The sequence below is a fragment of the Hypericibacter adhaerens genome (assembly GCF_008728835.1).
Lineage (GTDB): Bacteria > Pseudomonadota > Alphaproteobacteria > Dongiales > Dongiaceae > Hypericibacter > Hypericibacter adhaerens.
The window spans coordinates 1,554,309-1,575,592 of the sequence record NZ_CP042582.1; the positions used below are offsets into that span (position 1 = coordinate 1,554,309).

At 67.4% G+C, this 21,284-nt stretch carries 18 protein-coding genes; 12 read left to right on the plus strand and 6 right to left on the minus strand.

The genetic code is table 11. From position 1 onward, the window contains the following. Positions 1–117: 117 nt before the first annotated feature. The 3 genes from FRZ61_RS06825 to FRZ61_RS06835 are packed head-to-tail and all read right to left on the minus strand — an operon-like array spanning position 118 to position 3,096. The gene (locus FRZ61_RS06825; protein WP_151115989.1) at positions 118–1,221 is read right to left on the minus strand and encodes an NAD(P)/FAD-dependent oxidoreductase; all 1,104 of its coding nucleotides are present in this window, start codon (positions 1,219–1,221) and stop codon (positions 118–120) included. Positions 1,222–1,240: 19 nt separating this feature from the next. Then, the gene (locus tag FRZ61_RS06830) at positions 1,241–2,188 is read right to left on the minus strand and encodes a DMT family transporter (protein ID WP_151115990.1); all 948 of its coding nucleotides are present in this window, start codon (positions 2,186–2,188) and stop codon (positions 1,241–1,243) included. Then, a complete protein-coding gene (locus FRZ61_RS06835) occupies positions 2,185–3,096 on the minus strand; it encodes a DMT family transporter (protein ID WP_151115992.1) in 912 nt (303 codons plus the stop codon). The genes FRZ61_RS06830 and FRZ61_RS06835 overlap by 4 nt, the downstream gene beginning before the upstream one ends. Positions 3,097–3,345: 249 nt before the next feature. Here FRZ61_RS06835 and FRZ61_RS06840 point away from each other — a divergent pair, with 249 nt between their 5' ends. From FRZ61_RS06840 to FRZ61_RS06875, 8 genes are all read left to right on the plus strand, one after another. After that, entirely contained in the window at positions 3,346–5,406 is a 2,061-nt protein-coding gene (locus FRZ61_RS06840; protein ID WP_151115994.1) for a molybdopterin oxidoreductase family protein, read from the plus strand. Then, the gene (locus tag FRZ61_RS06845; RefSeq protein WP_151115996.1) at positions 5,403–6,287 is read left to right on the plus strand and encodes a division plane positioning ATPase MipZ; all 885 of its coding nucleotides are present in this window, start codon (positions 5,403–5,405) and stop codon (positions 6,285–6,287) included. The genes FRZ61_RS06840 and FRZ61_RS06845 overlap by 4 nt, the downstream gene beginning before the upstream one ends. A gap of 72 nt (positions 6,288–6,359) precedes the next feature. Beyond that, the gene (locus FRZ61_RS06850) at positions 6,360–7,082 is read left to right on the plus strand and encodes a VWA domain-containing protein (RefSeq protein WP_151115998.1); all 723 of its coding nucleotides are present in this window, start codon (positions 6,360–6,362) and stop codon (positions 7,080–7,082) included. Between the two features lie 31 nt (positions 7,083–7,113). Then, positions 7,114–7,854 carry a DnaJ domain-containing protein gene (locus FRZ61_RS06855; protein WP_151116000.1) on the plus strand — a complete coding sequence of 247 codons (741 nt, stop codon included), beginning with the start codon at positions 7,114–7,116 and terminating at the stop codon, positions 7,852–7,854. 151 nt (positions 7,855–8,005) lie between these two features. Further along, positions 8,006–8,890 carry a UTP--glucose-1-phosphate uridylyltransferase GalU gene (gene galU, locus FRZ61_RS06860; protein ID WP_151116002.1) on the plus strand — a complete coding sequence of 295 codons (885 nt, stop codon included), beginning with the start codon at positions 8,006–8,008 and terminating at the stop codon, positions 8,888–8,890. Between the two features lie 58 nt (positions 8,891–8,948). Then, on the plus strand, positions 8,949–10,277 hold the full coding sequence (locus FRZ61_RS06865) for a UDP-glucose dehydrogenase family protein (protein WP_151116004.1): 1,329 nt from the start codon (positions 8,949–8,951) through the stop codon (positions 10,275–10,277). Positions 10,278–10,330: 53 nt separating this feature from the next. After that, on the plus strand, positions 10,331–11,743 hold the full coding sequence (gene pgmG, locus FRZ61_RS06870) for a phosphoglucomutase/phosphomannomutase PgmG (protein ID WP_151116006.1): 1,413 nt from the start codon (positions 10,331–10,333) through the stop codon (positions 11,741–11,743). A 198-nt stretch (positions 11,744–11,941) separates the two neighbouring features. Further along, positions 11,942–12,379 (plus strand): hypothetical protein, encoded by a 438-nt coding sequence (locus tag FRZ61_RS06875; RefSeq protein ID WP_151116008.1) that lies wholly within the window; start codon positions 11,942–11,944, stop codon positions 12,377–12,379. Between the two features lie 141 nt (positions 12,380–12,520). Here the strand turns inward: FRZ61_RS06875 and FRZ61_RS06880 are convergent, their stop codons facing one another. Continuing rightward, positions 12,521–13,852: a D-alanyl-D-alanine carboxypeptidase family protein gene (locus FRZ61_RS06880; RefSeq protein ID WP_151116010.1), complete on the minus strand. Its 1,332-nt coding sequence runs from the start codon at positions 13,850–13,852 to the stop codon at positions 12,521–12,523. A 250-nt stretch (positions 13,853–14,102) separates the two neighbouring features. Between FRZ61_RS06880 and FRZ61_RS06885 the strand changes: the two genes are divergently transcribed. The 3 genes from FRZ61_RS06885 (at position 14,103) to clpA (ending at position 17,692) form a co-directional block, all read left to right on the plus strand. Beyond that, positions 14,103–14,786, plus strand: coding sequence for a hypothetical protein (locus FRZ61_RS06885; protein WP_151116012.1), 684 nt, complete (start codon positions 14,103–14,105; stop codon positions 14,784–14,786). A gap of 238 nt (positions 14,787–15,024) precedes the next feature. Continuing rightward, positions 15,025–15,351, plus strand: a complete 327-nt coding sequence (clpS, locus tag FRZ61_RS06890; protein WP_151116014.1) for an ATP-dependent Clp protease adapter ClpS — start codon at positions 15,025–15,027, stop codon at positions 15,349–15,351. A gap of 7 nt (positions 15,352–15,358) precedes the next feature. Then, positions 15,359–17,692, plus strand: coding sequence for an ATP-dependent Clp protease ATP-binding subunit ClpA (gene clpA, locus FRZ61_RS06895; RefSeq protein WP_151116016.1), 2,334 nt, complete (start codon positions 15,359–15,361; stop codon positions 17,690–17,692). A gap of 180 nt (positions 17,693–17,872) precedes the next feature. Here clpA and FRZ61_RS06900 read toward each other — a convergent pair whose 3' ends face one another. Both FRZ61_RS06900 and FRZ61_RS06905 read right to left on the minus strand, forming a co-directional pair. Further along, positions 17,873–18,832 (minus strand): IS110 family RNA-guided transposase, encoded by a 960-nt coding sequence (locus FRZ61_RS06900; protein WP_151115166.1) that lies wholly within the window; start codon positions 18,830–18,832, stop codon positions 17,873–17,875. A gap of 221 nt (positions 18,833–19,053) precedes the next feature. Next, positions 19,054–20,235: a GNAT family N-acetyltransferase gene (locus tag FRZ61_RS06905; protein ID WP_151116018.1), complete on the minus strand. Its 1,182-nt coding sequence runs from the start codon at positions 20,233–20,235 to the stop codon at positions 19,054–19,056. A gap of 163 nt (positions 20,236–20,398) precedes the next feature. On the opposite strand from FRZ61_RS06905, the gene FRZ61_RS06910 reads away from it, so the two are divergent. Beyond that, the gene (locus tag FRZ61_RS06910; RefSeq protein WP_191909332.1) at positions 20,399–21,271 is read left to right on the plus strand and encodes a tetratricopeptide repeat protein; all 873 of its coding nucleotides are present in this window, start codon (positions 20,399–20,401) and stop codon (positions 21,269–21,271) included. Positions 21,272–21,284: the final 13 nt, after the last annotated feature.

The window sequence follows — 21,284 nt, forward strand, 5'->3', positions numbered from 1 at the left end:
GGCACTCCGATCCGGTCAATCTCGGCATTGCGTGCTCCGGGCGCTCTTTGCACACCCTGGGTCGTCGGTTCGGCGGAGCATAGCAGCCGGCGGCGGGAGCGCAATCAGGAGCGGTCGTCAGTCCAGCAACCGCGTCGCTTCCTCCGCGATCGCGAGCGATGAGGTCAGGCCCGGCGATTCGATGCCGAAGAGATTGACCAGGCCCGGCACGCCATGCACGGACCGGCCCTGGATCATCCAATCGGGTGACGGGATGCCGGCCGGCACCAGCTTCGGCCGCACGCCGCAATAGGCGGGCAGGAGCGCGTCGTCCGGCAGGCGGGGCCAGTAGCGGCGGACGGACTCGTAGAAGGCGCCGGCGCGGTTCGGATCGACCGTGTAGTCGGGCCGCTCGATCCATTCCACATCCGGGCCGAAGCGGGCGCGGCCGGCCAGATCGAGCGTCAGATGAACGCCGAGCCAGGCATCGTCCGGCGCCGGATAGACGAGATGGCGGAACGGCGTCTTGCCGGCCAGGCTGAAATAGTTTCCTTTGCAGTAATGGAGCGGCGGCACCAGCGCGGGATCGAGCCCGCCGAGCGCCCGCGCCAGGGATTGCGCGCCCAGTCCCGCCGCATTGACCAGACGCCGGCAGCGCAGTTCCATCGGCTGCGCGCCGCCGACCTGGAGCCGGAAGCCTCGATCCTCGATGGTGCCGGCCTCCGCCGGCGCGTGCAGGGCGATCATGGCACCGGCCGCCTCGGCTTCGCCCTGGAGCGCCAGCATCAGCCCATGGGCGTCGACGATCCCGGTCGAGGGCGAGTGGAGGGCCGCGACACAGGCGATCTCGGGTTCGAGCCGCCGCACCGCGTCCGGCTCCATCCATTCGAGATCGTGAACGCCGTTGGCCTCGGCCTTGCGGGCGATGGCCTCGAGCTCGGCGATCTCGGAGGGTCCCGTCGCGACGATCAGCTTGCCGATACGCTGGTGCGCGACGCCATGAGCCGCGCAGAACGCGTAGAGCCGGTCCTTCCCTGTAACGCAGAGGCGGGCCTTCAGGCTGCCGGGCTTGTAATAGAGTCCCGCATGGATCACCTCGCTGTTGCGCGAGCTGATGCCGGTGCCGATCGCCTCGGCCGATTCGAGCAGGATGACCTCCTGGCCGGCACGGGCGAGCCGCGCCGCGATCGCCAGGCCGATCACGCCCGCTCCCACCACCACGCAATCGATCGTTTCGCTCATCCGGGCTCGAGATTTCGTCTCAGCTGTCGATCGGTCCCGCGCCGGCGACCGGCACGGGGAGGGCCGCCGCCTTCTTCACACGCGTCTCCCGATGCAGGATATAGCCGCTGCTGGCGATGATGATCGCCGCGCCCGCGATGACGGTCAACGAAGGCAGCTCGCTCCAGATCAGCCAGCCATAGAGCGTCGCCCAGATCAGCGCGCTGTATTCGATCGGCGCCAGCAGCGAGACCTCGCCATAGCGGAAGGCCTCGGTCATCAGCAACTGGCCCAGCGCGCCGAAGATGGCGGTGGCCACGAAGACCCAGATATCGATATCCGTCGGCAGCCGGAAATCCCACAGCATGCCGATCCCGGCGCAGACCAGCATGGCGAAGGAGTTCCAGAAGATCAGGCAGGGCCCGCTCTCGGTCGCGGTCAGCTTGCGCGAGGTGATGAAGAGGAGCGCGTAGGTGAGCGCGGAACCGAGAGCCGACAGGGCGGCGAGGCCGAACCCCGCGCCCGAGGGCTGCAGAATGATGGTGACGCCGCCGAAGCCGATGAGGACCGCGGCCCAGCGGCGGGGACCCACCTTCTCCTTGAGCAGGATGACCGAGAGCGCCGTCATGAAGAGGGGGGCGGCGAAGCCGATCGCGATCGTGTCGGCGATCGGCAGATGCTTCAGCGCATAGACGAAGCAGAGCATGGTCACGATCATCAGGATCGCGCGCGTGCCATGTCCCAGGATCCGGCGGCTCTTGATCTGGCGGAGGCCGCCGCTGCGCATCGCGAGAGCCAGCGCCAGCGGCACGGCGAGCGCGCGGCCGAAGAACATGATCTGCCAGAAGCTGTAGCCGGCGCTGAGCCATTTCAGCGACGCGTCCTGGGCCGAGAAGGCGGCCACGGTCGCGACCATCAGCAGCACGCCGCGCAAGGGGGCGTTGGCGAGGCCGTCATGCCCGACCGGGCCCTTGCTGCCGGCATTCATGCCGGCTGGCCCTGCGAGGCGCGCCGCTTGCGTTCGCGGTTGACGATATAGAGCGTGCTGCCGACGACGATGAGGGAGCCCGCGATCACGGTGAGGCTCGGCAGCTGGTTCCACAGCGCCCAGCCGAACAGCGTGGCCCAGACCAGTCCCGTATAGTCGATCGGGGCCACCAGCGAGACTTCGCTGTAGCGGAAGGCCTGGTTGAGGAAGAACTGCCCGACGCTGCCCGTGACGCCGACCAGGAGGAAGACCCAGAGATCGTTCCAGGTCGGAGTCACCCAGAGCCAGGGCATGGTGGCGCCGGTGACGATCAGGACGCCGACCGAGTAGTAGAAGAGGATCGTGTGGCTGGGCTCGGTCGCGCTGAGCTGGCGCGAGGTGATGAGCGTCAGCGCATAGAGGAAGGCCGAGCTGAGGGCCAGCACCGCCGCCCAGTTGAAGCCGGTGCCCGAGGGCTGGAGGATCACCAGCACGCCGACGAAGCCGATCATGACCGCGGCCCAGCGCCGCGGCCCGACCTTCTCGCGCAGCAGCACCACCGACAGCAGGGTCATGAACAGGGGTCCGGCATAGGTGATCGCCATGGTGTCGGCGAGCGGCAGCATCCCCAGCGCGTAGTAGAAGGTCAGCATCGTGCCGATATTGAAGAGCGAGCGCAGGGCATGGCCGCCCGGCCGCAGCGTCTTCAGCGTGCCGATCCCGCCCGCGCGGGTCGAGATGCCGATCGCGAAGACGATCCCCACTACGTAGCGCAGGAAGGCGATCTGGAAGGGGCTGTAATCGTCGGTCAGCCACTTCACGCCGGCATCGAGCAGCGTCAGGCAGAAGACCGCGCTCGCCATATAGAGGATGCCGCGGCCCGGCTGGTGGCGCAGCCCCACCGGTCCCGCCGTCGCACTGCTGCTCATGATGATTCCCGCCCCCGAAACTCACGCCGCCAACCATGCCCCTGCGCATGTTGGCCGGGCGGTCAAAGCTTTCGCGAGAGAATGCCCGAAGGCCTGTGTCAAAGCGAGGGGGTCGAGACCGCCCAGATGGGGGAAAGCCGCTCTTTCGCGCTGCCGAAGAGAATCGTGACGCAGTTGATTTCATTGGATATACAGCGAGCCCGCGCCGGCCATGACAAATCCGCCGCGCCAGCCTAGATTGGCCGAATCATGCCCCTCGATCTTCTTCCCTCGGTCTGTCCCCACGACTGCCCGTCGACCTGCGCGCTCGAGGTCGAGCGCCTCGACCATCACAAGATCGGCCGGGTGCGCGGCGCCGCGGGTCAGAGCTACACCGCGGGCGTGGTCTGCTCGAAGGTCGCCCGCTATGCGGAACGCCATAATCATCCCGACCGCCTGACCCAGCCGCTGCTGCGGACGGGGGCCAAGGGCGAGGGACGCTCGGCTTTCGCGCCGATCTCCTGGTCCGAGGCGCTGGACCGGGTCGCCGAGAAGTTCCTCGAGGCCGAGCGCCGCCATGGCCCCGAGGCGGTCTGGCCCTATTTCTATGCCGGCACGATGGGGCTGGTGCAGCGTGACGGGATCCAGCGCCTGCGCCACACGAAGCGCTATTCGGGTCAGCTCTCGACCATCTGCGTCATGCTCTCCGACACGGGCTGGGTGGCGGGCGTCGGCGAGAAGCGCGGCGTCGATGCGCGCGAGATCGCGGAATCCGACCTGGTCGTGGTCTGGGGCGGCAATCCGGTCTCGACCCAGGTCAATGTGATGACCCACATCACCCGCGCCCGCAAGGAACGCGGCGCCAAGCTGGTGGTGGTGGATCCCTATCGCACGCCCACGGCCCAGGTGGCCGACATCCATCTGATGCCGCGCCCCGGCACCGATGGCGCGCTCGCCTGCGCCGTGATGCATGAGCTGTTCCGCCAGGGTTTGGTCGATCGCGATTATATGGCGCGCTATACCGACTGCCCGGCGGAGCTCGAGACCCATGTCAAGGCGCGCTCGCCGGAATGGGCTGCCGCCATCACCGGCGTGCCCGCCGACGAGATTCGCGCCTTCGCCGAGCTCTATGGCCGCACGCAGCGCAGCTTCATCCGCCTGGGCTACGGCTTCTCGCGCTCGCGCAACGGCGCGGCCAACATGCATGCGGTGAGCTGCCTGCCGGCCATCACCGGCGCCTGGCGATACAAGGGCGGCGGCGCGCTCTACTCGAACGCGGGCTTCTACGGCCTCGACAAGACGATGATCGAGGGACTGGATCGCCGCGATCCCAAGGTGCGCATCCTCGACCAGTCGCGCATCGGCCCGGTGCTGACGGGCGACAAGCGGGACCTGGGCGAGGGGCCGCCGATCACGGCGATGCTGATCCAGAACACCAACCCGATGGTGGTCTGCCCCGAGGGGCTCAAGGTGCGCCAGGGCTTCCTGCGCGACGATCTCTTCGTCTGCGTGCATGAGCAGTTCATGACCGAAACGGCGGCCATGGCCGATATCGTGCTGCCGGCGACCACCTTCCTCGAGCATGACGACATCTATCTCGCCGGCGGCCACACCTATCTGCAGATCGCGCGCAAGATCGTCGAGCCGCTGGCCGAGGCGAAGCCCAACCACTATGTCATCTGCGAGCTGGCCAAGCGGGTCGGTGCCGAGCATCCGGGCTTCGCCCTGAGCGAGTGGGAGCTGATCGACCAGATGCTGAAGGCGTCCGGCAAGCCCTCGGCCGACGCGCTTTATGCCGGGCGCTGGCATGATTGCGCGCTGCCGTTCGAGGACGCTCACTTCCTCACCGGCTTCCCCCAGCCCGGTGGACGGTTCCGCTTCAAGCCCGACTGGAAGGGCATGGGGCCGTGGCACCAGGGCATGCCCGAGCTTCCCGATCATCCGCAGATGATCGAAGAGGCCACCGCGGAACATCCGTTCCGGCTGGTGGCGGCACCTGCCCGGACCTTCCTCAATTCCACCTTCACCGAGACGCCCGGCTCCCGGCAGCGCGAGCAGCGCCCCACCGCGTTGCTGCATCCGGTCGATTGCGAGCGGCTGGCGCTGAAGGAGGGAGACCGCGTCCGGCTCGGCAACCGGCGCGGCTCGGTCGTGGTCCACGCCAGGCCGTTCGACGGCCTGCAGCCCGGCGTGGTGATCGTCGAGGGCATCTGGCCCAACGGCGCCTTCGAGGAGGGGCAGGGGATCAACGCGCTGATCGGCGCCGATCCGGGCCCGCCGCGGGGCGGCGCCTGCTTCCACGACACCGCGGTCTGGGTCCGCGCGGCATGATCATCGTCGGAGGACCGCAAGGAACGGCCGGCCGGCGCTTCCGGCGCCCGCATGTGGTGGTGCTGGGCAACGAGAAGGGCGGCTCGGGCAAATCCACCACGGCGATGCATCTGATCGTGGCGCTGCTGCGCGAGGGCTACAAGGTCGGCAGCCTCGATCTCGATGCGCGCCAGGGCAGCCTCAGCCGCTTCATCGCCAACCGGGCCGAGAACGGGCTCGACCTGCCGGCGCCGCGGCATGTGCGGCTGGAACAGTCCGCGCTCGATTCCGTCGCGGCCGCGCGCGAGGAGGAGAAGCAGCGCTTCGACGCCGTCATGGCCCAGATGGCCGATTGCGATTTCATCGTGATCGACACGCCCGGCAGCGACAGCAATCTGTCGCGGCTCGGCCATGCCCGCGCCGACACGCTGGTGACGCCGCTCAATGACAGCTTCCTCGATCTCGATCTCCTGGCGCGCGTCGACGGCCAGGGTCAGAAGATCCGCGGCCCCAGCACCTATGCGGAGATGGTCTGGGAGCAGAAGAAGCGCCGCGCGCTCGCCGATGGCGGCTCCATCGACTGGATCGTCATGCGCAACCGCCTGGCCAGCCTCGATGCCCGCAACAAGCGGCGCATCGGCAAGCTGGTCGAGGAGCTGGCGCGCCGGATCGGCTTCCGCCTGGCGCCGGGCTTCAGCGAGCGCGTGGTGTTCCGCGAGCTGTTCCCCCGCGGACTGACCCTGCTCGACCTGGCCGATGCCGGCACCAGCCTGACGCTCTCCCATGTGGCGGCGCGCCAGGAATTGCGCGGCCTTCTCGACGCGATCGGCCTGCCCAAGCCGGAAGAGGGCGCTCCGGTGGAGAGACGCTGGACAGAACCGGTCCCTGTCCCCAATTCTTGAAGGGGAGAACCGCCCGCCGAAGGGGCGGTTCCGCGGGGTAAGCAGGCTCTTTCCTGGTGAGGCGGTACCGCCATGGCGTCGTCTCGAGACAAGCTGCCGACGGACAAGCCGACCAACGCCTCGGGGCAGGACGTGGCCGCGTTCCTGGCCAAGCTCGCAGCCGTGCCGTCGCCGCGCAAGGACGGCGTCCGGGGCCGGCTCCTGTTCGGCATGGATGCGACGGCGAGCCGCCAGCCGACCTGGGACCGGGCCTGCCATATCCAGGCGGAGATGTTCACCGCCGCAGCGGGCCTCGGCGGGCTCGACATCCAGCTCGCCTATTACCGGGGCTTCGGCGAATTCAAGGCCACGCCCTGGCTGTCGGACGGCGCCACCCTGCAACGGCTGATGGGCGTCGTCGCCTGCCTCGGCGGCAAGACCCAGATCGCCAAGCTGCTGCGCCACGCCCTCGTCGAGACCAAGGCGAAACGCATCAACGCCGTCGTCTTCATCGGCGATGCCATGGAAGAGGATGGCGACGCGCTCTGCCACCAGGCGGGCGAACTCGGCTTGCTGGGCGTGCCGCTCTTCATGTTCCACGAACGCGGCGAGCCGGTGGCGGCCGAGACCTTCCGGCAGATGGCGACGCTCTCCGGCGGCGCCTATTGCCCCTTCGACGCCCACAGCGCCGATGCCTTGCGCGACCTGCTGCGGGCGGTCGCCGTCTTCGCGACCGGCGGCCGCGCGGCGCTCGAGGATCATTCGCGGCGCGAACGCGGCGCCGCGCTCCTGCTCACGCGTCAACTGAATCGTTGAGCCGCGGGGGCCCGGGGACGATCGGAAATCGATGATCGCATATTTCTTTCTGGGCGTGGTCCTGCTGGCGATGCTGTTGCTGCTGATCAAATCGGCGGCCAGCGTCGACGCCGCCCTGCTGGCGCGGCTGTTCAAGGGTTTCGCGATCGCTTTCGTGGTGGCCGGCGTCGCCTATCTCGTCATCGCCGGCCGGGCCGGCATCATCGCCGTGGCACTCCCCATCGTCGTGCCGTTCCTGCTGCTCTGGCTGCGCCGGCGAGCCGCCACGGGCAGCGGGGGCGGATGGGAGGCGCGGCGCCCCAGCGGCAGCGGGCGCTCCGATGTCGAGACCGCCTTCTTCGCCATGAGCCTCGATCACGGCTCGGGTCGGCTCGATGGCTGGATCAAGAAGACGAGGTTCGCGGGTCGGCGCCTGAGCGAGCTGCTGCGCGACGAGCTCGTCGAGCTGCGGCGCGAGGTGGCCGGCGATCCCGATTCCGTCTCGGTCCTCGAGGCCTTCCTCGACCGCACCCAGGGGCCCGATTGGCGCGGCGCCGGGCAGGCCGGACCGGAAGGCGCCGCTGCGGGCGCCGGGACAGGGAGCGGCGGCGGCAGCGGAGCCATGACGCGCGAGGAGGCTTACGAGGTGCTGGGCCTCAAGCCGGGCGCCAAGGAGTCCGAGATCCGCGACGCGCATCATCGCCTGATGAAGAAGCTGCATCCCGACCAGGGCGGCTCCGACTATCTGGCGGCCCGGGTGAACCGCGCCCGCGACATCTTGCTCGGCACCTGACCCGGAGCTTCATATCCTTTTCACCTCCAGGCCCTTTTAATCTCACGGATTGTGAGAAATAGCGGCCCCGGGGACCCCTCCGGTTGCATCCCTGGATGCTGCATGGCACAAAGACCGGCGTTGCCGGGCTGCCGGTGATTCAGGAAAAACAATGTCAAAACAAAGAGTTCGTAAGGCCATTTTTCCCGTTGGCGGGCTCGGGGTCCGGTTTTTGCCGGCCACCAAGGCGATGCCCAAGGAGATGCTGCCGGTCGTCGACAAGCCGCTGATCCAGTATGCGGTGGAGGAGGCCAAGGCGGCCGGCATCGAGCAGTTCATCTTCGTCACCAGCCGTGGCAAGAGCGCGATCGAGGATCATTTCGATCTCTCCTTCGAGCTGCAGGCGACCCTGACCGAGCGGGCCAAAAAGAAGGAGCTGGCGCTCCTCGAGGAGATGCGGCTGCAGCCCGGCCAGGTGGCCTATGTGCGCCAGCAGGAGCCGCTGGGGCTGGGCCATGCCGTCTGGTGCGCCCGCCACATGATCCAGGACGAGCCGGTGGCCGTGCTCCTGGCCGACGATCTGGTGAAGGCGGCGACGCCCTGCCTCAAGCAGATGGTCGAGGCCCAGGCCGAGGTCGGCGGCAACATCATCGCCGTGATGGATGTGGCGCCGTCCCAGACCGACAAATACGGGGTGGTGAAGCCGGGTGCCACCAAGGGCCGGCTCGTGGAGGTGCAGGGGCTGGTCGAGAAGCCGGCGCCGTCGGCGGCGCCCTCGACGCTCGCGGTCATCGGCCGCTACATCCTGCAGCCCGAGCTGTTCGGGTTCCTGGCACGCCATGAGCGCGGCGCCGGCAACGAGATTCAGCTCACCGATGCCATGGCCAAGATGATCGGCAAGACGCCGTTCCACGGCTACCGGTTCGAGGGCACGCGATTCGATTGCGGCGACAAGGCCGGTTTCGTCGAGGCGACGCTGGCCTATGCGCTGGAGCATGAGACGGTCGGCAAGGCCACGCGCGAGATGCTGCGCCGGCTGGCCCAGAACTTGAGCTGATAATCCTCGTCGATTTCATCCGTATGCGCATGCGCGCCAGCGAAGGGGAATCTCTCGCATGAAGGTCGTCATGATCGGTGCCGGCTATGTCGGCCTGGTGTCCGGTGCCTGCTTCTCGGAGTTCGGCGTCGAGGTCGCCTGCGTCGACAAGGATGCGAACCGCATCCGCGAGCTGACCGAGGGCCGCATCCCCATCTACGAGCCGGGTCTCGAGGATCTGGTGCGCGACAACGGCAAGGCCGGCCGGCTGACCTTCTCGACCGACCTGGCCTCGGCCATGGTTGGCGCCGAGGCCGTCTTCATCGCGGTCGGCACGCCCTCGCGGCGCGGCGACGGTCATGCGGACATGAGCTACGTCTTCCAGGCGGCGCGCGAGATCGCGGCGTCGCTCGACGGCTATACCGTGATCGTCACCAAATCGACCGTGCCGGTCGGCACCGGACGGCGGGTGTCCGAGATCATCCGCGATATCCGCCCCGACGCCGAGTTCGACGTGGTGTCCAATCCGGAGTTCCTGCGCGAAGGCTCGGCGATCAACGATTTCATGCGGCCCGACCGGATCGTGATCGGCGCGGAGACGGAACGCGCGCGCGCCGTCATGCGCCGGCTCTACCGGCCGCTCTACCTGATCGAGACGCCGATGGTCTTCACCGGGCTCGAGACCTCGGAGCTGATCAAATACGCCGCCAACAGCTTCCTCGCGACCAAGATCACCTTCATCAACGAGATCGCCGATCTCTGCGAGAAGGTCGGCGCCGACGTGCATGACGTGGCGCGCGGCATCGGGCTCGACGGCCGCATCGGCCGCAAGTTCCTGCATCCCGGCCCCGGCTATGGCGGCTCCTGCTTCCCGAAGGACACCTTGGCCCTCGTGCGCACGGCGCAGGAGGCCGACGCGCCGTTGCGGATCATCGAGACGGTGGTCGCCTCGAATGACGCGCGAAAGGCCGCGATGGTGGGGCGCGTGCTCTCGGCCTGCGGCGGCAATGTCCGGGGCAAGGCCATCGCCGTGCTGGGCCTCACCTTCAAGCCCAACACCGACGATATGCGCGACAGCCCGAGCCTCATGATCCTGCCGCGGCTCCTGGAGCAGGGGGCCAAGGTCAGGGCCTTCGACCCCGAAGGCATGAACGAGGCGCGCAAGCTGATGCCCGAGGTGGAATATTGCGGCTCCGCCGAGGAGGCCATGGCCGGCGCCGATTGCCTGCTGCTGCTGACGGAATGGAACGAGTTCCGGGCGCTCGATCCCCGCCGCATCAAGGCGATCCTGGGCAAGCCCGTCGTGGTCGATCTGAGGAACGTCTATAATCCGGCCGAAATGCGCGGCGCGGGCCTGACCTACACCAGCATCGGGCGGCCCAACGGCCATCCCACGGAACCGGCATGAGCCGATCCCCGTTTTAACGCCGCTTCCTTCTTCGAGCTGTCCAGAGACCTGGCATGACCGATTCCCATCGCTTCGATCCGACCGTCCTGCGCGAATACGACATCCGCGGAATCGTCGGCAAGACGCTCTCCGCGGCCGATGCCCGTGCGGTCGGCCGCGCCTTCGGCACGACCCTCGTGGAGGCGGGTGCCGAGAATGTCTGCCTCGGCCAGGATGGAAGGCTGAGCTCGCCCGAGCTCGCCGATGCCCTGGCCGAAGGGCTCGAGGCTTGCGGGCTCGAGGTCTGGCGCGTCGGGATCGGGCCGACGCCGATGCTCTATTTCGCCACCACCGTGCTCCAGGCCGGGGGCGGCATCATGGTCACAGGCTCGCACAACCCGGCCGACTATAACGGCTTCAAGATGATGAAAGGCCGCGAGGCCTTCCACGGCACGCAGATCCGCGACCTGGGCAAGATCGCGGAGGCCGGCGCCTACCGCTCGCGCGGGGCCAAGGGCAGAAGCGTGGAGCGGCCGCTGCTCGACCGCTATGTCGAGCGGCTGACCAAGGATTTCCGCGGCGATCGCGAGCTCACCGTCTGCTGGGACGCCGGCAATGGCTCGGCGGCCGAGGCGATGCGCCGCCTGACGGCGGCGTTGCCGGGCCGGCATATCCTGCTCAACGAGCGGATCGACGGCACCTTCCCGGCCCATCATCCCGATCCGACGGTCCCCGACAACCTGAAGCAGCTCCAGGCCAAGGTGCTCGAGACCAAGGCCGATCTCGGCATCGCCTTCGACGGCGACGGCGACCGGATCGGCGTGGTCGACGAGAAGGCCCGCATCCTCTGGGGCGACCAGCTCATGGTGCTGCTGGCGCGCGACGTGCTGGCCGACCGGCCGGGCTCGACCATCATCGCCGACGTCAAGGCGAGCCAGGTTCTGTTCGACGAGATCGCCAAGGCGGGCGGCCAGCCGCTGATGTGGCGTACCGGCCATTCGCTGATCAAGTCGAAGATGGCGGAAACGGGCGCGCCGCTGGCGGGCGAGATGAGCGGCCATATCTTCTTCGCCGACCGCTATTACGGCTATGACGACGCGCTCTATGCGGCCGTGCGGCTGCTTGCGATCATGGCGCGAAGCAGCGAGAGCCTGGGCGCCCTGCGCGACCGCATGCCCGCCGTCGTCAACACGCCGGAGCTGCGCTTCCCGTCGAGCGAGGATCGCAAGTTCAAGATCGTCGAGGAGGTCAAGGCGCGGCTCATGCAGAACGGCGCCAAGGTGTCCGACATCGACGGCGTGCGCGTCAGCACGGCCGACGGCTGGTGGCTGCTGCGCGCCTCCAACACGCAGGACGTGCTGGTCGCGCGCTGCGAGGCCCGCGACGAGAAGGGCCTCGATCGCCTGAAGACCCAGCTGGTCGAGGCGCTCGGCCGAAGCGGTGTCGCCGCCCCCGACTTCAGCGGCAAGGCCAACGCCGGCCACTGAGGCGACGTTCCCGCCCGGCGCAAAGAGGCGCCGAGGCCGTTGGAATGGCGATCCCGCTGCCGGCAATTTTCGCCGATTTCGCGCCGAGCTGCACCGTTAGCCAGCCGGTAAGGGCTCACGGCGTCGAATGAGCGCGCCGATGCATAGGCCGTTAGGACGAGGGCCCGCGCATTCGGCGCTTCATTCAGGAGACCCGCCATGCCCCGGATCCGCTCGGTCATCGTCGGCCTGCTCGGTTTCGCGCTCTACCTCCTGCTGAACCTCGACATCCTCCAGCGCGGCCTGGTCGAGTTTGACAACACATGGCTTTGCGGCCTGGGCCTGGCGATCCTCTTGTCGGCCTGGGCGCTCGAGGGGCAGGGACCGGCGATCAGGCTGTTCTGGGTCCTGCTGGCGCCGGTGCTGGGCTCCATGGCGGGCTACGGGCTGCCGGTGCTGGCCGACTATCTCGCGACGGGCTATCTCAAGAGCGGCTCGCTGCAACAATGGACCCGCATGGCGGCGATCGAGCCCTATCTGCCGGCCCGTCTCTGGATGCTCTCGGCTCTCCTCCTGGTCCTCTCCCTCGTCAATCACCAGCTCCTGAACCTGCGCCGCCAGATGGCCGCGGAAGGACGGCGGCCGCGGGCGACGTGACGCGCTCGGGCGTCATCCCGGCCATGCCGGTCGTGGCCTGTCCCCGTGCGCGCCCATGGTGCGACAGGGCGCCGGCATGACGATGGGCGCCCGGATTGCTCCGGGCGACAAAGGCAGTCTCAGGTCTGGGAGAGAGGCGGCCTACGGCGCGTTCTGCGCGACCTGGGTGATCTTGACCACCAGGCAGGCGGTGCCGAGCTTGCGCAGGCCTTTGCAGGCGGTCTCCGCGTCGGCCTTGCTGAGCCCGATCAGGCGCGAGCGGTACATCGTGCCGCCCGACTGGGTCTTGGACTGGTCGACCAGGACGCGGGCATCGACCAGGCCGCGATATTCGCGCTGGGCGTTGGTCGCGGCCTGCTTCGCCGGGTCGTATTTGAGGAAGGCGCCGACCTGCACGCCCCAGCCGGCATCGACCGGAAGGGCCGCGGCCGAGCCTTCGCCGTCATCGCCGGTGTCGACATCGCCTTCGCCCGTCGGCGCCGCGGCGTCGGCGCTCGCGACCTGCGTCTCGGGCGCATTGGCGGCATCGACCATGGCGTCGGTGTCGGGCTGGTTGTCGAGCGCCGCGATCGCGGCACCCAGATCGGCCGGCTTCACACCCGGCACGACCGTGCTGCGGTTGCGGCCATTGTCGGCCAAGGCCATCTCGGCGAAGCCACCGTCGAGCAGCTTGGCCATCTGCTGGTCGCGCTGGGAAGGCGACTTGCCGCCCAGCACCACGCCGATCACCCGCTGGCCGTTGCGAACGGCCGAGGTCACGAGATTGAAACCGGAGGCGCGGATATAGCCGGTCTTGAGGCCGTCGGCGCCGTCATAGGCCACCATCAGCCGGTTATGCGTCTTGATGGTGCGGCCGTTCCAGACGAACTTCGTCTCGGCGAAATAGTGGTAATACTGCGGGAAATCGGTCATGAGAGCGCGGGCCAGCACCGCCAGGTCGCGGGCTGTCGTGTGCTGCTTGGTGTTGGGCAGGCCCGACGCATTCTCGAAATTCGTGTTGTTCATGCCGAGCGCGCGCGCCTTCGCGGTCATCAGGTCGGCAAAACGGTTCTCGGACCCGCCGATCGCCTCCGCGACCACGACGGCCGCGTCGTTCGCGGACTGGATGATGATGGCGAGGATCGCCTTCTCGACCTTGATGCTGCTGCCGGCCGTGAGGCCGAGCTTCGTGGCGGGCTGGGCCTCGGCATGGGCCGAAACCGGCATTCCGTCGTCGATCTTGATCTTGCCCTTCTCGAGCTGATCGAAGAGCAGATAGAGCGTCATCATCTTGGTGAGGGACGCCGGGTAGTTCTGGGCGTCGGCGTTGCGGGCGTGGAGCACCTCGCCGGAGGAGGCGTCGATCACGATGTCCGCATAGCCGGCCCAGGCCCGGTTTCCGGCCAGCCCCGAGGAGGCCAGGACGGCGACAAGGGCGGCCACGCCAACGAGGGCGGCCCGGAAAGCCTTGCGGACGGTCGAATCGAGCTTCATCCCCTGATTATCCCATCCCGAGGTTAACACCCCCTGACTCGAGGTGATTAACCTAAAAAAAACCAAGATTCTTGTCTAGCTAAACAGAAGGTCTTTAAGATTGCTTTAACGTCACCTTCTAGAGGCCGGTCATCTGCCCGCCAAGCCATTGACCCGACTCCAAGTTTCATCGACTCGGGAGTTTTCGGCGAGTCGCGCGCCCGCTGCGGCTGCCCGACGAGGGGTGCCGAAGCGGGGTTTCCGGGGTGTGGTGCTCGCCTTGACCCTGGCCGTGGGGCTGGGGGCCTGCGCCTATCACGGCAATTTCGACGACCCGGTCCAGCGTCGGGTTCAATGGTTCAGCTTTCTCGGCGGCGATGACATCAAGGCGACCTGCCAGCCGGGCGCCTCGGGCAGTACCGACCGCTATCGGTTCGTCTATAACGGCCGCTATGCGGAGCAGGTAAGGGCTTACGAGCTGGTGGGCGACGGCGGGGGCGGCGCCTATCTGACGGCGCGGGCCACCGGCAAATACGCCAATCTCGCGGAGGTGAATCTCGAGGATCCTCTGGGGCCGCTGCGCTGGAAGGAATCCCGCGCGACGCTCAACGGCGCCACTTTCAGCCTGTTCAAGCAGGCGCTGGCAGCCGACGGATTTCTCCAGCCGCCGAAAACCGAGGGGCAGCGGTTTTCCTCCAACAGTTTCTATTGGCTCGTAAGCGGCTGCCACGAAGGTCAGTTTCATTTCGGCGCCTGGAAATATCCGAGCGAGGATTTCCAGAAACTGCAGTTTCCCAAGCTGCTGCTGGTCCGCGACCAGACCGGCATGGCGTTCAACCCGCCCCGCGACGCGCCGACCGAAATCATGGGCCAGCCCAGCTCCAGCGAGGGCGCCAACGCTCCCTTCAACATTACGATCCGCGCCGATGGCGTGGGCGGGGGAACGCTGTTTTGAACCCGTTATCGGGGCGCTATGGCGGAGCCCCGGCCGGTGCCGGGCGGAACCCGACGCGACCAATGGTCGCTAAGACTTGGTTGAGGGAAACCGGCGCAGACTGGGGTGGTGCCGGCGGCAAAGCCCCTGTTGGTCCAAGTGGCTCTATGCACGGGGCTTTTAACCAAGGCCGTGAATTCCATATTATAGACGCGGAGGTCCCCGGACGGACCGAATCCCGGGGGCCGATTGCGAGGAGATGAGCGACAACGACAAGATAACCAAGGACGACCGCGAAACCGGCGTCGTCGTCAAGAGCAAGCCCAAGACCAAGAAGCCCTCGATGTACAAGGTGCTTTTGCTCAATGACGATTACACGCCGATGGAATTCGTCGTCCATGTGTTGGAGCGGTTCTTCAGCAAGAGCCGTGAAGATGCGACGCGCATCATGCTCCATGTGCATCGCCGCGGGGTCGGCGTATGCGGTGTCTATACATATGAAGTCGCGGAAACCAAGGTGAACCAGGTGATCGATTTCGCTCGCCGTCACGAACATCCGCTGCAATGCACTTTGGAGAAGGAGTAGGGCGCCCATGCTGTCGCCAAACCTCGAACAGACGCTGCATCGGGCGCTCGCCTATGCCAATGAACGCCGGCACGACTTCGCCACGCTCGAGCATCTGCTGCTGGCGCTGACGGAGGACCAGGACGCCATCGCCGTGATGCGCGCCTGCAATGTCGATGTCGAGCGGCTGCGTCGCGACCTGATCGACTATATCGACAACCAGCTCTCGAACCTGGTCGGCCCCGCGCCGCGCGAAGCCAAGCCCACGGCGGGATTCCAGCGCGTTCTGCAGCGCGCCGCCATCCATGTCCAGTCCTCGGGCCGCGAGGAGGTCACGGGCGCCAACATCCTGGTCGCCCTCTTCTCGGAGCGCGAGAGCCATGCCGTCTATTTCCTGCAGGAGCAGGAGATGTCGCGGCTGGACGCCGTCAACTACATCAGCCACGGCATCGCCAAGTCGCGCGGCAAGCAGGAGCAGCGCCGGGTCTCGGGCGCCGATGCCGACGCCCATGCCGAGAAGGTCGCCAAGACCGGCAGCGAGGCGCTCGACGCCTATTGCGTCGACCTCAATAAGAAGGCGCGCGCGGGCAAGATCGATCCGCTGATCGGGCGCGACGCCGAGATCGACCGCACCATCCAGATCCTCTGCCGGCGCACCAAGAACAACCCGCTCTATGTGGGCGATCCGGGCGTGGGCAAGACCGCCATCGCCGAGGGCCTGGCGCGGCGCATCGTGCGCGGCGAGGTGCCGGAGGTGCTCAAGAACGCGACGATCTTCGCGCTCGACATGGGCTCGCTGCTGGCGGGCACCCGCTATCGCGGCGATTTCGAGGAGCGGCTCAAGGCCGTCATCGCCGAGCTCGAGGCGACCGAGGGCTCGATCCTCTTCATCGACGAGATCCACACCGTGATCGGCGCCGGCGCCACCTCGGGCGGCGCCATGGACGCGTCGAACCTGCTGAAGCCGGCGCTCCAGAGCGGCTCGCTGCGCTGCATGGGCTCGACCACCTACAAGGAATACCGGAACTATTTCGAGAAGGACCGGGCGCTGGTCCGGCGCTTCCAGAAGATCGACGTCAACGAGCCGACGGTCGACGACACGGTGAAGATCCTCATGGGCCTCAAGCCCTATTACGAGAAGCATCACCGCGTCCGCTATACGGCCGAGGCGATCCGCACCGCCGTGGAGCTGGCCTCGCGCTACATCAACGACCGCAAGCTGCCCGACAAGGCGATCGACGTGATCGACGAGGTGGGCGCGGCGCAGATGCTGCTGACCGAGAACAAGCGCAAGAAGACCATCTCGGTGAAGGATGTCGAGGCCGTGATCGCGACCATGGCCCGCATCCCGCCCAAGAGCGTCTCGCGCGACGACAAGAGCACGTTGCAGAACCTGGAGCGCGACCTCAAGACGATGGTGTTCGGCCAGGATGCCGCCATCGGCGCCCTCTCGGCCGCGATCAAGCTCGCGCGGGCGGGCCTGCGCGAGCCGGAGAAGCCGATCGGCTCCTACCTGTTCTCAGGCCCCACCGGCGTCGGCAAGACCGAGGTGGCGCGCCAGCTCTCGCGCACGCTCGGCATCGAGCTCATCCGCTTCGACATGTCGGAATACATGGAGCGGCATACCGTCTCGCGCCTGATCGGCGCGCCGCCGGGCTATGTCGGGTTCGACCAGGGCGGCCTGCTGACGGACGCGATCGACCAGCATCCGCACGCGGTCCTGCTGCTGGACGAGATCGAGAAGGCGCACCCGGATCTCTTCAACCTGCTGCTGCAGGTGATGGATCACGGCAAGCTCACCGACCATAACGGCAAGTCGGTCGATTTCCGCAACGTGATCCTGATCATGACCACCAATGCCGGCGCCTCGGAGATGGCTAAGACCGCGATGGGCTTCGGCCGCGAGGTCCGCGTCGGCGAGGACACGGAAGCGATCAACCGGATGTTCACGCCGGAGTTCCGCAACCGCCTCGACGCCGTCATCACCTTCCAGAACCTCACGCCCGAGATCGTGGCGCGGGTGGTGGACAAGTTCGTGATGCAGCTCGAGGCCCAGCTCGCCGACCGCAACGTCACGATCGAGCTTTCGGACGCGGCGCGCGACTGGCTGGCCAAGAAGGGCTTCGATCCGCTCTACGGCGCGCGGCCGCTGGCCCGCGTCATCCAGGAGAACATCAAGAAGCCGCTCGCGGAGGAGCTGCTCTTCGGCAAGCTCGAGAAGGGCGGCACCGCCCGCGTCGACGTCGCCGACGGCAAGCTCGTCTTCACCCTCACCGAGGCCAAGCCCAACAAGGGCGATGGCGGCGGGGAAGGCGGCGGCACCCAGCCGGCCGAACCGAAAGAACCCGAGCTGGCGCGCTGACGCGCGGCTTCGACTGAAAAGCAAAGGCCTCGTTCCTTGTGGGACGAGGCCTTTTTGTTTCCCGGCAAGCGACGAGCTTAGCGGACCCCTCCCCCTACCCCCTCCCGCAAGAGGAGGGGGCGAGAAATTGGAAACATCCAGCCCCCTCCCCTTGCGGGAGCAACCATGATCGTGCGGGGATCATGGAGTGACGGCTTTATCCTGCCAGGGAGTAGCCCTGGCGAGGATAGCGTTGGCGATCTCAACTAGCTTCCTGGCGCAAGCGACGGTGGCGACCTTGTGGTGCTTGCCCTTTGCGATAAGGCGCTTGTAGAGGGCCAGGAGGATGGGGTTCCAGCGCTGAGAGGCAGAGAAGGCGGCCTGGTAGATGCTGCGTCGGAGCCGTTTTCTGCCGCCGGCGATATGGCGCTCACCGGTATGCTCGCCACTTTCATCGTCGAAGGGAGCGACACCAACCAGGGCGGCGGCCTCGGCACGGGTCATGCGGCCGAGCTCGGGCATGCGCAGGACGAAGCTGAGGGCGGTGAGCGGGCCCAGGCCGGGGATGCTCTCCAGCAGATCCAGCTTGAGAGCCAGGTCGGGGTGACGGCGGAGCTTGGCCAGCAGCCGGACGATTTCCCTGTCGCGGCGCCTGGACAGGCGGGTGATCTCAGTCTCGAGATAGCGTTTGTGCGCCGGCAGGCTGTAGCGATCGCGCCGGGTCTTCAGCCGGCTGATATCCTCGCCGATCTGCTCGATCAGGGTGAGATGCTCGGCCCACGGCGCCAAACGTTCATCGGGCGCCGGGCGGATGCTGTCGGGCTCCATGTCCGCCGTCGCCACCGCGATCAGGCGAGCATCGATCTTGTCGTTCTTGGCTCGCTTCTTCTTGAACCGCCGAAAGCCTTTCACCTGAGCCGGATCGAGCAGCACGACGCAAAACCCCACCCGGCGAAGATGCGCCGCCACCGCCGCCTCGTAATGGCCGCTCGCCTCCAACCCGACCCGCTCGACCCCATGCTCGCGCAGCCAGCTCTCGATCTGCTGGTATCCCGCCGGATCGTTGCTGGCCTGCAGCCGGTCCGGCCCAGCGGCCAACGCCACATCGAGCTTGCGCTTCGACACGTCGATACCCGCCGTTTCCGTGATAGACTTGCTCATCTTCGTCGACCCCACCTTGCGTTGATCCGAACCAGGGTGTTCTTGCAACCATCCGGGTCCGATGAAGGGTCGGCTGCGATCCCGCTCCCGCGCAGTCCAGAAGACTTCGAGGGTGTCGATCCGACAACCGACAGTCCGGGCCGGGGTGGCCACCCCGGCCCGGACCACGCTCCATGCTCTCACATCTCGCTCATACAAGGGGGTAGGGGGAGGGGTGACGCTTACTCGTTGCCGCCGCCTTCGCACCCGTCCTTCCGGAACGGGCTTTCCGCCGCCAGCATCGCGATCTCGTTGCGCACCGCCGGCGTCTCGCGCTTGAGGAAGCTGGAGACGGCGCTGCGCAGGCCGCGGTCGGCGATCCAATGCGCGCTCACGGTCTCGACCGGCAGATAGCCGCGCTGCACCTTGTGCTCGCCTTGCGCGCCGGCCTCCACCACCTGGAGGCCGCGGGCGATCGCGAACTCGATCGCCTGGTAGTAGCAGGCCTCGAAATGAAGGAACGGGATCTCGCCGGTGGCGCCCCAGTTGCGGCCATAGAGGCGCTCGCTGCCGATCAGGTTGAGCGCGCCGCCCACGACGCGGCCGTCCCTCTCGGCCAGCACCAGCAGGACGCGGTCGGCCATGCGTTCGCCGAGCAGGCTGAAGAAGCCTCGCGTCAGGTAGGGCATGCCCCATTTCCGGTCGCTGATCGCCTGATAGTGATGGAAGAACGCATCCCAGTGCTTTTCCAGGATGTCGCGTCCGGTGAGGGGCTTGAGGGCGATGCCGGCCGCGGCCACCTCGCGGCGCTCGCGCTTGATCGCCTTGCGCTTGCGCGAGGAGAGATCGCCCAGGAATGCGTCGAAGCTGCCATAGCCGCGGTTGCGCCAATGGAACTGATAGCCATGGCGCAGCAGGAAGCCGGCCTCGGCCAGCGCCGCCGCGTCCTCCTCGGGCAGGAAGGTCGCGTGCAGCGACGAGACCTTGAGCTGCTCGGCCGCCGCGACCAGCGTCGCGGCCAGCACGTCGCGATAGCGGCCGGCCTCATCGCCCGGGCGGAGCAGGAGGCGCGGGCCCGGCACCGGCGTGAAGGGCACCGAAAGCTGGAGCTTGGGATAGTACTGGCCTCCGGCGCGTTCATAGGCCTCGGCCCAGCCATGGTCGAACACATATTCGCCGTAGGAATGGGCCTTGAGATAGAGCGGCGCCGCGGCCATGAGCCGTCCCGCGCCGTCCTCGATCAGGAGATGGCGCGGAATCCAGCCGCTGTCGCCGCCGACCGAGCCGCTCTCCTCGAGGGCCGCCAGGAAGCCGTGCGTGACGAAGGGATTGGCCGTTCCGGCGCAGGCATCCCACTCGGCGGCCGGCACCTCGGCGATCCGGCCGATCAGCCGCGCCTCGATCCGTTCGCCATCATCTGCCATGGGGGTGGGGGCCGCCGAGGGAAATGGTCATTTGTGCTCGATAAGCATCGCTCGCCCAAAGGATGGTGCCTGCGGCTCGGTCCGGCAACCCCGAACCGGCCCGTGACCGCATGAAATCTCGCCGCATTTCCGCCATTCGGTGCGTGATAGGATGGCGCGTCCCATGACCGCAGCCCGATGGCGCCTTTCTGTCGGATTGGTGATGGCCCTGCTGCTCGCCTGCGCGCTGACAGCGGGACCGGCCTCTGCGGATTCGCGCCAGGATCAGCTCGATCAGGCCTGGTCTGCCTATGATTCAGGCGACGACGCCAAGGCGCGGGCGCTGTTCGAGGGGCTTGCGGGCGACGGCGATCCCGAGGCGCATTACGGCCTGGGCCTGATGGATTCCCAGGGCCGCGGCGCGCCCCGCGACGACGCATCCGCCGCCAGCCATTTTTCGAAGGCCGCCGATGCCGGCATCGCGGCGGCGCAGGACGCGCTGGGCTACATGTACGATTTCGGCCTCGGGCTGCCGCTCAACCGGGACGTGGCCGAATATTGGTACCGGCGCGCGGTCGATGGCGGCGATCTCAACGCCAAGAACAATCTCGCCTACACCTGGATCGATTCCGGCCGCAACGTCGACGAGGCGCTCGCCATGCTGAAGGACGTGCTGGCCTCGGCGCCGGAGGAAGCGGCCTATCTCGATTCCTACGGATGGGCGCTTTATCAGCTCGGGCGCTATCAGGAGGCGCTCCATTATCTCTGCGATGCCGCGGCGCGCGATCCGGGCCATCCGGAGGTGCAGGCCCACCTGGGCGACGCTTTCTGGAAGCTGGGTGAGTCCGACCAGGCGGTGCAACAATGGGCCCGTGCTTTCGAGCTGGCCGACAGGCCCGGCGAGCTCAGCGACAGCGGCGCCGATTTCCTCAACGGCTATGGCTTGCGGAACTGGAAGGCCGACATGACCGACCGCATGAACCAGGCCGGCGGTTCGCCCGCGACCGCTCACATGACGCAGCCGCCCGCCGTTTGCAGCGGCGCCCCGGTCTCCTAGAGCCCTGTCCGAT